Origin of the sequence: Phocaeicola barnesiae DSM 18169 = JCM 13652, from assembly GCF_000374585.1 — a bacterium.
GTDB lineage: Bacteria > Bacteroidota > Bacteroidia > Bacteroidales > Bacteroidaceae > Phocaeicola > Phocaeicola barnesiae.
The window spans coordinates 12,066-23,844 of sequence record NZ_KB894661.1 but is presented as its reverse complement, the minus strand read 5'-3'; the positions used below and the strand labels follow the sequence as shown (position 1 = coordinate 23,844).

Below are 11,779 nucleotides of genomic sequence, written 5' to 3'. Positions count from 1 at the left end.
ATTTTTGCACACCAATACAGTTCTCTATGAAAAAAGCAATCCTATTATTAACCTTGGTTGCCAGTTGTATCATGGCATGTACCGGTAACCAGCAAAAGAAAACCCACATGGAAAAAGACAATGCAACACTTGTAAGACTGGAAACAACCCTGGGAAACATCACAGTCAAACTCTATAACGAGACTCCGGGACATCGCGATAACTTCATCAAACTGGTAAAAGAAGGAGCTTATGACAGCACCCTATTCCACCGTGTCATCAGAAGTTTCATGGTACAGGCCGGTGACCCGGAAAGTAAACATGCCAGTGACACCGCTACACTGGGCAACGGTGACGTAGGCTATACACTCCCGGCAGAATTCAACCCGACTCTTTTCCATAAGAAAGGTGCTTTGGCTGCTGCCCGTCAAGGAGATGATGTCAATCCCGAAAAAGCCTCATCCGGTTGCCAGTTCTACATCGTTACCGGAAAGAAATTCTCACAGGCACAGCTTATCAACATGGAAAACCAGATAAACGAAGCCCGTCTGGATACTGCCTTCAATATCCTGGCCCGCAAACACATGAAAGAAATCTTCAAGATGCGTAAAGCCGGCGACAACGAAGGTCTGCTGGAATTGCAGGATTCTCTGGAAGCGCAAGCCCGTGCCGAAGTAGCCAAAGAACCACGGTTCAAATTCTCCAAACAACAGATTGATGCCTATACCACATTGGGAGGTGCCCCCCATCTGGATGGAAACTACACTGTATTCGGTGAAGTAGTAGACGGTATGGACATCGTGGATAAAATAGAAAGTGTCAAGACCAACCGTGCCGACAGACCGGTGACAGACGTCCGTATCCTGAAAGCTGTAATTGCAGAATAAGATGATAAGTGTAAACCGACACAGCCTGCCGAACGGGTTACGGATTGTACATCATGAGGACGACTCTACCCAAATGGTCGCCCTCAACCTGTTATATAAAGTAGGAGCCCGTGATGAAGACCCGGAACATACCGGATTCGCCCACCTGTTCGAACACTTGATGTTCGGAGGTTCCATCCATATACCCGATTACGATACGCCGGTTCAGAATGCGGGGGGAGAGAACAATGCATGGACGAACAACGATATCACCAATTATTACATTACCCTTCCTTATCAGAACGTAGAAACCGGATTCTGGTTGGAAAGCGACCGCATGCTGAGTCTGGATTTCAGCCCGCACAGCCTGGAAGTACAGCGTCAGGTAGTCATCGAAGAGTTCAAACAGCGCAACCTGAACCAACCGTACGGTGATGCCTCGCATCTGATACGGGAAATGGCCTATCAGGACCATCCATACCGATGGCCGACCATCGGAAAGGAAATCAGCCACATCGCCAATGCTACGCTGGAAGAAGTGAAAGCCTTCTTCTACCGTTTCTATGCGCCCAACAATGCGATTCTGGCCGTATCGGGACACATCTCGTTCGAAGAGACCGTCCGGTTGGCAGAAAAATGGTTCGGACCGATTCCTGCCCGCGAAGTCTCTTGCCGGAACCTTCCGTCAGAAAAAACACAGACTGCCATCCGCCGGAAAACCGTTACACGGAATGTACCGGTAGATACGCTCTACATGGCTTTTCACATGTGTAACCGTCTGCATCCGGACTATCAGGTATTCGATATGCTGACCGACCTGCTGGCCAACGGACGTTCTTCACGCCTGATTCAATCACTGGTCATCACCCAGAAGGTCTTTACCTCCATTGATGCCTACATTTCAGGCAGCCTGGATGAAGGTTTGTTACAGATTACCGGTAAACCTGCAGCAGGCGTTTCGCTGGAAGAAGCCGAACAGGCTGTATGGCAGGAACTGGAGAAACTGAAGCACATTCCGGTTGATGAGAAAGAACTGGAAAAAGTAAAGAACCGCTACGAAAGTGAACAGATTTTCAACAACATCAACTACCTGAACGTAGCGACCAATCTGGCTTACTTCGAACTGCTCGGAAAGGCGGAAGACATCAACGAGGAGGTCGGAAAATACCGGGCAGTAACAGCAGAGCAGATTTGTCAGACCGCACAAACGTACCTGGTACCGGAAAACTGCAGCGTACTCTATTATCGGGCCGCCCAATGAAACTACAGACACATTACCACGCATTATTGAAACTGGGGATTCCTATCGTCATCGGACAGATAGGCGTCATCATCCTGGGATTTGCGGATACCCTGATGATAGGACACCACAGTACACCGGAACTGGCTGCCGCCAGCTTCGTCAACAACATGTTCGGACTGGCCATTATCTTCAGTACCGGTTTTTCCTATGGACTGACTCCGATAGTGGGCAGCCTGTTCGGACAACACAAATACGAAGCTGCCGGACAGTCCCTGAAGAACAGCATAGCCGCCAATACGGTATTGGCGGTTATGGTATGCGCCGTCATGTACCTGCTTTACCTGAATATGCACCGGTTGGGACAACCGGAAGAGCTTATCCCCCTGATGCGTCCCTACTTTCTCATCCTTTTGGCATCCATGCCATTCGTACTTTGGTTCAATGCCTTCAAGCAGTTTACCGACGGTATTACCGATACCCGCGTTTCCATGTGGATTCTGCTTGGTGGAAATATCCTGAACATCATCGGCAACTACCTGCTGATTTACGGTAAATGCGGTTTGCCCGCACTGGGGCTGAACGGAGCAGGGCTATCCACTCTGATAGCCCGTATCCTGATGGTGATAGCCTACCTTTACCTGTTTTTCGGTACTGCCCGTTACCGCCTGTTCCACAAAGGATTTCTCGGTGGAAGCATCAACCGTACCGATTTCTCGCTCCTCAACCGGCTGGGATGGCCCATTGCCGGACAAATGGGAATGGAAACCGCTTCCTTCAGCCTCAGTACCATCATGGTGGGCTGGTTAGGAAGTACGGCTTTGGCCTCCCACCAGATTATGCTGACCATCTCACAGGTCTGCTTCATGATGTATTACGGCATGGGAGCTGCCGTATCGGTACGCATCAGCAACTATTACGGGCAACACGACGTCGAAAATGTGCGACGGACAGCTACCGCCGGATTCCACCTGATTCTGGTCATGATAGTTGCAACCTCTATCCCCATCTTCCTGCTCCGGCATCAGCTAGGAGGCTTGTTCACCGACAGCCAGCCGGTCAGCCTCATGGTGGCCCAACTCATCATTCCATTGGTCATCTACCAGTTCGGTGATGGATTACAGATAAACTTTGCCAACTCGCTACGAGGTATAGCCGATGTACGCCCCATGCTGCTGTATTCGTTCATCGCTTACTTCATCATCTCCTTGCCTGCCGGTTACTTCTTCGGCTTTGTCCTGAATGGAGGCATTACAGGTATCTGGATGGCATTCCCTTTCGGACTGACCAGTGCGGGCGTCATGTATTACCTCCGGTTCAAACATAAGACTTGTACAAAATCTACCGTATCATGATATCGACTTCATCCAAAATCGCCTTCGGATTCATTCTCCTCATTTCGCTATTACTGGGAGCCATCGGCTACATCTACCAGGAAATGAACTTGCTGACCGAGCCATCAGAGCTCGAAGCCAATATCAACAAACGGCGGAAAATCACCAACCAGATTATCAGCCAACTGTATGATGTGGAAATCATCGGACAGACCCTCCGCTCCGGGAAAATCGATGAGTTTCAGCCGTATCTGCTGGCCATGCGGGAAGCTGAAGAAAGCATCGATACACTACAGACTTATCTGACAGATACCTTACAGCAAACCCGTCTGGACACTGTACGCGGACTACTCCGGGAAAAAGAAAGAAACATGATTGCCGTCCTGGAAGCCATGGCAGACAGCCCGACGGAAGAACTGTATCAGGCCGAACTGGACAGTCTGCTCAACAAACAGGACTCACTGCTCAGAGCCCCCCGCGTGCAGAAAAAGATTGTCACCCACCGCAATACGTATACCATCCACCACAAGAAAAAAGGATTCTTCAAACGCTTGGCCGAGGTATTCTCACCCGGAAAAAACGACTCCACCCAGGTGAACAATGTCATTCAGGAAGAATACACAGACACCATCAGCGAAGAATATAGCCCGATTGATACAATAGCCAACCTGATTTCGGATATCCGCGGAAAAGTATTCAACACCCAACAACATCAGCAGCGCGTACTGCTGGAGCGAATCAACCGTCTGCGTATAGCCGGAAGTGAACTGAGCCAACGTGTCACCCAGTTACTGGAAAGTATTGAGACAGACGAACAGAATGCGGCTTTCAGCAAGATACATCAGGAACAGGAAATCCGTAACCAGGCCGCACAGACCATCGAAATCATTGCAACGGTGGCTGTAGTACTGTCACTCATCTTCTTTATCGTCATCTGGCGGGACCTGACGCGTAGTGCCCATTACCGTAAAGAATTGGAGAAATCCAAGCTCTATGCCGAAGACCTGCTGGTAGCACGCGAAAAGCTGATGCTGACCATCACCCATGATATCAAGGCTCCTGCCGGTTCCATCATCGGTTATTTAGACCTGCTGCTCCGACTGACCAAAGACCGCCGCCAGCTACTTTATCTGAATAACATGAAGAGTTCGGCCCGCCACCTGCTGGACCTGATAGCCTCTCTGCTGGACTATCACCGGCTGGAAGCAGGTAAAATGGACCTGCAGCAAATAGCCTTTCATCCGAATGAACTTTTCAACCACATATTCCACAGTTTCCTTCCGCTGGCAGAGAAAAAAGGTATCAGTCTGACCTACGAAGAGCAGGTCGCCGATGAACTGGTGCTGGAGGGAGACCCGTTCCGTATCCGGCAAATAGCGGAGAACCTGCTTTCGAACGCCCTGAAATTCACCCACGAAGGCAGTATCAAACTACGGGTAGGCTACCAGGGTAATCAGTTTACATTCAGCATCCAAGATACCGGATGCGGCATGACTCCCGAAGAACAGACACGCATCTTCCAGGAATTTACCCGCCTTCAAAGTGCGCAAGGACAGGAAGGTTTCGGGTTAGGACTCTCTATATCCAAGAAACTGATTGAATTGGCCAATGGAAAAATCCATATCGACAGTATTCCCCAAAAAGGCAGTACTTTCACGGTTTCGTTGCCCCTACCCCGCATATCGGCCAACAAGACCGGTACCAACAAAGCCGGGAAACTGTTGCCTACCACCCGCCTGCATATCCTGCTGGTAGACGACGACAGCATCCAGCTACACCTTACACAAGCCATCATTCTGCACACACTGGTAGACGGCGAAACCCCGGCCGAGGAAAAGCCCATCATCCACTGTTGCCAGCAACCGGAAGAAGTTCTGCAAATCCTGAAGACACAACGGATAGACATCGTCTTCACTGACATACAGATGCCGGCGATGAACGGATTCGAACTGCTCCAACACATCCGGGAACTGGCCATTCCTCACGCAGATACCCTACCGGTCATTGCTATCACGGCCCGTGGTGACTTGAGTGAAAAAGACTTTCTATCGAAAGGCTTCTCCGGCATGTTGCAGAAACCGTTCAACCAATCGGATATCCTACAGATATTCACCCGCCTGTTTCAGGTTCCCCAATCGAGTCTCCCCAGGAAACCAGAACCGGAACCATCGACACCCGCTGAAACGGAAACGTCTCCATACCGGTTTACCCCTTTGACCGCTTTCTCGGAAGACGACCCGAAAGCTGCAGTGGAAATCATGCAAACCTTTATTCAGGAAACCCAACGGAACATACAGGCACTTCAGGAAGCCAAGGAAACGAACAATTCGCAACAGCTCTGTGCCATAGCCCACAAGATGCTGCCTACCTTCACCATGATAGAAGCCAAGGAAATCATCGCGACCCTGCAGGACATGGACCATCGGCGTACCAGCGGACTTACAGACGATGAAAGCGAGACATACACAGCCTCCATCATCAGATGTGCAGAAAAGGTAATCGCACATGCCGAAAACTACTGCCTGACCTTACAGCAACAAGCATCCAAAAACGCCTAGACGTTTTGAACAATTCGTCTAGACATTTGAATCGAAACATGAGGATATTTGAATCAAAACGTCCTCATGTTTTGGCTAAATGAGTTATATTTGATAGGGATTTTCTATTTTCATACAAGTTTTATGTAAAAAGTATCCGAAAGAGATGGAATAATGCCATAAAAAGATTATATTTGTATAATTAAATAAATAGCTATGGTTTCAACAGTACTGATCGTTGAAGATGATTTGACATTTTCTACCATGCTGAAGACGTGGTTGGGGAAAAAGGGATTCGATGTAGAAACAGCCAGCACCAGTGCACGTGCCCGGAAAATTCTGCTTTCAAAAGAATTCGATCTGGTAATTTCTGATTTGCGCTTGCCTGATCAGGACGGGATCAACCTGCTCTCTTGGCTCAGAGAACAGAAGAAAAACATCCCTTTCATCATCATGACCGGTTATGCTGAAATCCAAAGTGCCGTGCAATGTATGAAACTAGGGGCCACAGACTACATATCCAAACCCATACAGCCGGATGAACTGCTCAAAAAAATCAACGAAGCCATCGCACTCCCCCATAAAGAAACCAAAGAAACAGAAAATATCCTGTTGCCTACTGCCTCAAATTTTCTGGAAGGAGAAAGTGAAGCTGCACAACAGCTGTTCAACTACGTACGTCTGGTAGCACCGACCCAAATGTCCGTACTGATCAACGGTGCCAGTGGTACCGGAAAAGAATATGTGGCACACCGCATCCACCAGTTGAGCAAACGGGCCGACAAATCGTTCGTCGCCATCGATTGTGGCTCCATCCCTAAAGACCTAGCGGCATCCGAATTCTTCGGCCACATCAAAGGGTCCTTTACCGGAGCCTTAAGCGATAAAGTCGGCGCTTTCGAAGAAGCTAACGGCGGAACACTTTTTCTGGATGAAATAGGGAACCTGAGTTACGAAGTACAGGTACAATTGCTTCGTGCACTGCAGGAACGCCGGGTACGGCGGATTGGTTCGGTCAAGGAAATCGAAGTGGATGTACGTCTGGTTACCGCTACAAACGAGAACCTGAAGGAAGCCATTGCAAAAGGAAATTTCCGCGAAGATTTGTATCACCGAATCAATGAATTCACGCTTTACATGCCTTCGCTGAAAGACCGGACGGAAGATATCCTGCTTTTTGCCAATTTCTTCCTTGACCAGGCCAACAAGGAGTTGGAACGTAATCTGGTAGGATTCGATGCAGAAGCATGCGATGCCCTGCAACGCTATGACTGGCCGGGGAATCTGCGTCAACTGAAAAATGTGGTCAAACGGGCCACTCTACTGGCTACGGGAGATTTTATCACCTGTAAGGAATTAGGAGAAGAATTACACGCTACAGAAACAAACCAGGAAACCGTTAATCTGACATTAAGAAACGAAGACGATGAAAAACAACGGATTCTGCAGGCTCTGCAGCAAACAAAAAATAACAAGACACGTGCTGCACAACTTCTTGGTATAGACCGAAAAACACTCTACAACAAACTGAAACTTTATAACATTCCACAATAAAGTGTAGACTTTTTCCACACCATCCACACACATTTCCACAAAAAAGGAAACTGGATGCATGTAGAGAAAATACATAACAAACTCATTGAGAAGTGTTTAAATAAATCAATAAAGTTTGGCACGTATCTTGCAATACTATTTACGGTACAAATTGCATACACAAAAACTAACAGGCTTTTTTTAAAACCCAACCCCATATATAAAGAGGACTCAACCTCTTTTTATAAAGAAGATGCCTATGTGTTAATGAGTGGGAACGCTGTGAAGCGCTCCCACTCACTTTTTATACCCACCGGTATCCATCATCAAAGCATATCGAAACCGTTCCACAGGTTCCCTTCCGGAACAGGTGCCGTCAAATCGATTTCTTCCTTTGACACCGGATGGATGAAACGTACCCTACGGGCATGCAGGCAAATGCTTCCATCCGGATTGGAACGAGGAAATCCATACTTCAAATCGCCTTTGATAGGACATCCCATCTTCGCCAACTGACAACGGATCTGGTGATGACGCCCCGTCTTCAAATCCACTTCCAACAGAAAATAATTCTGCGAATGGCCAATCAGCCGGTAATGCAGCACCGCTTTCTTGGAATTAGGTACTTCCTTATCGTATGCATACGACTTGTTCTGCCTTTCATTGCGTACCAGATAATTCACCAGCTCGCCTTCCGGTTCCTTCGGAGCCTGTTTCACTATCGCCCAATAGGTCTTCTTCACTTCGCTGTTACGGAACATTTCATTCAACCGGGCCAAAGCCTTACTGGTCTTGGCGAAAACCACCAGCCCACTTACCGGACGGTCCAGGCGATGCATCACTCCCAAAAAGACATTACCGGGTTTTGCGTACTTCTCCTTCAGATATTGTTTCACAAGTTCCGACAAAGGCACATCGCCCGTCTTATCTCCCTGTACAATTTCAGAGGCAGTCTTGTTGACTACAATAATATGATTGTCTTCGTAAACTACAGTCATGATTCAACGTATTCAAATAAAAAACAGGCACGGACTCCGACCTTCGTGTGTACTACACCCGCGAAATCCGTGCCTGCAGAGTTATGCAGCATAAATTACATGTTCATACCACCATCCACCTGGATTACCTGTCCTGATACGTATGAAGACATATCAGAAGCCAGGAACAGAGCGATGTTCGCTACATCTTCCGGTGTACCACCACGACGCAAAGGAATACGCTTGTTCCATTCAGCCTTCACTTCATCAGACAATTTAGCAGTCATTTCAGTGATGATGAAGCCCGGAGCAATCGCATTGGCACGGATTCCACGAGAACCCAATTCCTGGGCAATTGACTTAGCCAGACCAATCATACCGGCCTTGGAAGCTGAATAATTACACTGTCCGGCATTTCCGTGAACACCTACTACAGAAGCCATATTAATGATGTTACCACTCTTCTGACGCATCATAATCGGAGTACAAGCATGAATGAAGTTAAAAGCTGACTTCAGGTTGACACCGATAACAGCATCCCACTGTGCCTCAGACATACGCATCATCAGACCATCCTTGGTGATACCGGCATTGTTTACCAGGATATCGATGGAACCGAAATCTTCCTTAATCTGTTCTACTACCTTGGCAGTATCTTCGAAACTGGCAGCATTCGAAGCGTAACCTTTTACCTTCACACCCAAAGCAGCAATTTCTTTTTCTGTATTCTGACCGTTTTCGTCAATCATCAAATCTGTAAATGCGATATTTGCACCTTCTGAAGCAAATTTCAAAGCAATTGCCTTACCGATACCACGAGCGGCACCTGTTACAATCGCTGTCTTACCTGTTAATAATCCCATAATATTACGTTTTAATTAAGAAATTCCACTCATCGTGTACATCCCAGTGCACCGTATACGATATTCTTCACATAACGCCATCCGGTTTCATCGTCCAGATTCTCTCCAATTTGTCCCCGGATGTAAGGAACTTCAATCCCTTTTATACAGTAATGAAGAATATCAGCAGTAATCTCAACATCGTCTATCTGAAAAATCCCTTCGTCCTTTCCTTCCTGCAGCACCTTGCGGAAAAGTTCTATTTCTTTGGCATCAAAATACTTACGTTTCGTTTCTACCCGCCAGATGTCACGGAAAAAATTGGCCTTCAGCGTACCGTTTCGATAGACTACCATTTTGATGGAATCCAGATGGTTGATAATCAGTTCCATTATCTTGGCATCAGGACTCAGATTCTTGGCCGCTGTGATTTCCATGTGGTCCGAAAGCATTTCCAGTTCCGATTCTACCACAGCCTGATAAATCTGCTCTTTGCTCTTGAAATAGGTGTACAACGTACGACGCCCTTTCTTGGAAGCTACTGCAATATCATTCATTGTAGTATCTTCTACCCCCTTTTTGGCAAACAACTGCCGGGCTACATCAACTAATTGGGCTCTTGTTTTTAAGACTGTCATACGTTCACGAGTTGCACATCACATACTAAAACTGAGCAAAAGTACTGCTTTTATTCCGACTATACAAATCCGAGGCTGTACAAATTGCGCTCTTCCCTCAAAATCAGCTGAAATCCCAGAAGAAAGACTCAATCCTCACACCTGAAACCTTTCTCTGTTTCAAACAGCAAAATGTAAAGGATGTTTATCGGAGAAGTAGATTCTTTCAGCACCTAAGATGCATCATTCCTCCGAAAAGGCGACTATGCCCATCGGGTACAAGCTACGATGAAAAAGAGCTTCCAAACGCCAGTCAAAGCGATAAATATCCACTTGAAAAAGCCGATACGGCCACCAAACATCTTCCAGGAACATTTTACGAACAAAAAAATACAGAAAAATTTGCATACAAAAAATAAAAGCCGTACCTTTGCACTCGAATTAAGAAAACAACATCGCGGAGTGGAGCAGTTGGTAGCTCGTTGGGCTCATAACCCAAAGGTCGTCTGTTCGAGTCAGGCCTCCGCAACTCTCAAAAACGCTACATCGCGGAGTGGAGCAGTTGGTAGCTCGTTGGGCTCATAACCCAAAGGTCGTCTGTTCGAGTCAGGCCTCCGCAACCAGAAGAGAAACGTTCAAAAGACGCTTCTCTTTTTTGTTTTATCAATATACCCCAAAAGAGGTATTGCCTCCTCTTACCTTTCCTCCTATTTTTGCATCAACGAAAATCAATAAAATACAACCATGGCAAATATCAAGAAAAGCCTGACCGAACTGATAGGCAACACGCCTTTACTGGCATTAGAGAAATTAGGAGAAGCACACCAAGCCCAAGCACACCTTATCGCCAAACTGGAATATTTCAATCCGGGAGGAAGTGTAAAAGACAGAGTCGCCCTCGCAATGATAGAAGACGCCGAAAAGAAAGGAATCCTGAAACCCGGTTCCGTCATCATCGAACCGACCAGTGGTAACACTGGGGTAGGACTGGCGTGGGTAGCCCTTGTAAAAGGCTATAAAACCATCCTGACCATGCCCGAAACCATGAGCATCGAACGGCAGAATCTGCTGAAAGCCCGTGGAGCCAAACTGGTACTGACCCCTGGAGCCTTAGGCATGAAAGGAGCCATCCAAAAAGCAGACGAACTGAAGGCCGAAATCAAAGACTCGGTAATCCTGCAGCAATTTGAGAATCCCGCCAACCCGGACGCGCACTTACGCACTACCGCCGAGGAAATCTGGAAAGACACGGACGGTACAGTCGATGTATTTGTAGCAGGAGTAGGTACCGGAGGAACACTTAGCGGCGTAGGAATGGGCCTGAAAAAGCACAATCCGAACATAGAAATCATCGGAGTTGAACCGGATTCGTCGGCAGTCTTGTCAGGCGACAAACCAGGTCCCCACAAAATACAAGGAATAGGCGCCGGATTCATCCCCAAAAGCTATCATCCCGAAGTAGTGGACCGCATCATACGAGTAACCGACGACAACGCAATCCGCACAGGACGCGAGCTGTCCTTCAAAGAAGGATTACTGGTAGGCATCTCTGCCGGAGCAGCCACCTATGCAGCCCTGCAGCTAGCCAAAGACCCAGCCTATAAAGGCAAAAACATAGTAGTATTACTACCTGACACAGGAGAAAGGTATCTTTCCACCGTATTATACGCATTCGAAGAATACCCACTGTAATACACTCCAGTTCCGGTGGATGCTCACTGCACATCCGCCGGAAAATTCCGGGCATAAAAAAAGCCTCGCAAAAGCGAAGCTTCAAGTGGGCGTTGACGGATTCGAACCGCCGACCCTCTGCTTGTAAGGCAGATGCTCTGAACCAGCTGAGCTAAACGCCCC

General features: G+C 47.6%; 9 protein-coding genes and 3 tRNA genes. 8 read left to right on the top strand and 4 right to left on the bottom strand.

Features of this window, described 5'->3' with window-relative positions:
- Positions 1-26: 26 nt before the first annotated feature.
- The 5 genes from C510_RS0114550 to C510_RS0114530 all read left to right on the top strand — a co-directional run bounded on the left by C510_RS0114550 (position 27) and on the right by C510_RS0114530 (position 7,510).
- The gene (locus C510_RS0114550; protein WP_022339385.1) at positions 27-866 is read left to right on the top strand and encodes a peptidylprolyl isomerase; all 840 of its coding nucleotides are present in this window, start codon (positions 27-29) and stop codon (positions 864-866) included.
- 1 nt (position 867) lies between these two features.
- Positions 868-2,106: a M16 family metallopeptidase gene (locus C510_RS0114545; protein ID WP_018712003.1), complete on the top strand. Its 1,239-nt coding sequence runs from the start codon at positions 868-870 to the stop codon at positions 2,104-2,106.
- Positions 2,103-3,440, top strand: a complete 1,338-nt coding sequence (locus tag C510_RS0114540) for an MATE family efflux transporter (protein WP_018712002.1) — start codon at positions 2,103-2,105, stop codon at positions 3,438-3,440. Before C510_RS0114545 ends, C510_RS0114540 begins: the two co-directional genes overlap by 4 nt.
- Positions 3,437-5,977 carry a hybrid sensor histidine kinase/response regulator gene (locus C510_RS0114535; RefSeq protein ID WP_026320243.1) on the top strand — a complete coding sequence of 847 codons (2,541 nt, stop codon included), beginning with the start codon at positions 3,437-3,439 and terminating at the stop codon, positions 5,975-5,977. The genes C510_RS0114540 and C510_RS0114535 overlap by 4 nt, the downstream gene beginning before the upstream one ends.
- Positions 5,978-6,172: 195 nt before the next feature.
- Entirely contained in the window at positions 6,173-7,510 is a 1,338-nt protein-coding gene (locus tag C510_RS0114530; protein ID WP_018712000.1) for a sigma-54-dependent transcriptional regulator, read from the top strand.
- 305 nt (positions 7,511-7,815) lie between these two features.
- Here C510_RS0114530 and C510_RS0114525 read toward each other — a convergent pair whose 3' ends face one another.
- The 3 genes from C510_RS0114525 to C510_RS0114515 form a co-directional block, all read right to left on the bottom strand.
- Positions 7,816-8,487, bottom strand: coding sequence for an RluA family pseudouridine synthase (locus C510_RS0114525; RefSeq protein WP_018711999.1), 672 nt, complete (start codon positions 8,485-8,487; stop codon positions 7,816-7,818).
- Positions 8,488-8,582: 95 nt separating this feature from the next.
- Positions 8,583-9,329, bottom strand: coding sequence for a 3-oxoacyl-[acyl-carrier-protein] reductase (gene fabG / locus C510_RS0114520; RefSeq protein ID WP_018711998.1), 747 nt, complete (start codon positions 9,327-9,329; stop codon positions 8,583-8,585).
- Between the two features lie 29 nt (positions 9,330-9,358).
- Positions 9,359-9,946 (bottom strand): TetR/AcrR family transcriptional regulator, encoded by a 588-nt coding sequence (locus C510_RS0114515; protein WP_022339393.1) that lies wholly within the window; start codon positions 9,944-9,946, stop codon positions 9,359-9,361.
- Between the two features lie 435 nt (positions 9,947-10,381).
- On the opposite strand from C510_RS0114515, the gene C510_RS0114505 reads away from it, so the two are divergent.
- From C510_RS0114505 to cysK, 3 genes are all read left to right on the top strand, one after another.
- Positions 10,382-10,454: transfer RNA gene (locus C510_RS0114505), tRNA-Met, on the top strand.
- A gap of 18 nt (positions 10,455-10,472) precedes the next feature.
- Positions 10,473-10,548: transfer RNA gene (locus tag C510_RS0114500), tRNA-Met, on the top strand.
- 121 nt (positions 10,549-10,669) lie between these two features.
- Positions 10,670-11,617 (top strand): cysteine synthase A, encoded by a 948-nt coding sequence (gene cysK, locus C510_RS0114495; protein ID WP_018711996.1) that lies wholly within the window; start codon positions 10,670-10,672, stop codon positions 11,615-11,617.
- 86 nt (positions 11,618-11,703) lie between these two features.
- Here cysK and C510_RS0114490 read toward each other — a convergent pair.
- A tRNA-Val gene (locus C510_RS0114490) sits at positions 11,704-11,778 on the bottom strand.
- Position 11,779 lies beyond the last annotated feature (1 nt).

Coding starts and splice junctions, on each gene's coding strand:
- C510_RS0114550 (WP_022339385.1), top strand. CDS start 27: ATGAAAAAAGCAATCCTATTATTAACCTTGGTTGCCAGTTGTATCATG.
- C510_RS0114535 (WP_026320243.1), top strand. CDS start 3,437: ATGATATCGACTTCATCCAAAATCGCCTTCGGATTCATTCTCCTCATT.
- C510_RS0114530 (WP_018712000.1), top strand. CDS start 6,173: ATGGTTTCAACAGTACTGATCGTTGAAGATGATTTGACATTTTCTACC.
- fabG (WP_018711998.1), bottom strand. CDS start 9,329: ATGGGATTATTAACAGGTAAGACAGCGATTGTAACAGGTGCCGCTCGT.
- C510_RS0114540 (WP_018712002.1), top strand. CDS start 2,103: ATGAAACTACAGACACATTACCACGCATTATTGAAACTGGGGATTCCT.
- cysK (WP_018711996.1), top strand. CDS start 10,670: ATGGCAAATATCAAGAAAAGCCTGACCGAACTGATAGGCAACACGCCT.
- C510_RS0114545 (WP_018712003.1), top strand. CDS start 868: ATGATAAGTGTAAACCGACACAGCCTGCCGAACGGGTTACGGATTGTA.
- C510_RS0114515 (WP_022339393.1), bottom strand. CDS start 9,946: ATGACAGTCTTAAAAACAAGAGCCCAATTAGTTGATGTAGCCCGGCAG.
- C510_RS0114525 (WP_018711999.1), bottom strand. CDS start 8,487: ATGACTGTAGTTTACGAAGACAATCATATTATTGTAGTCAACAAGACT.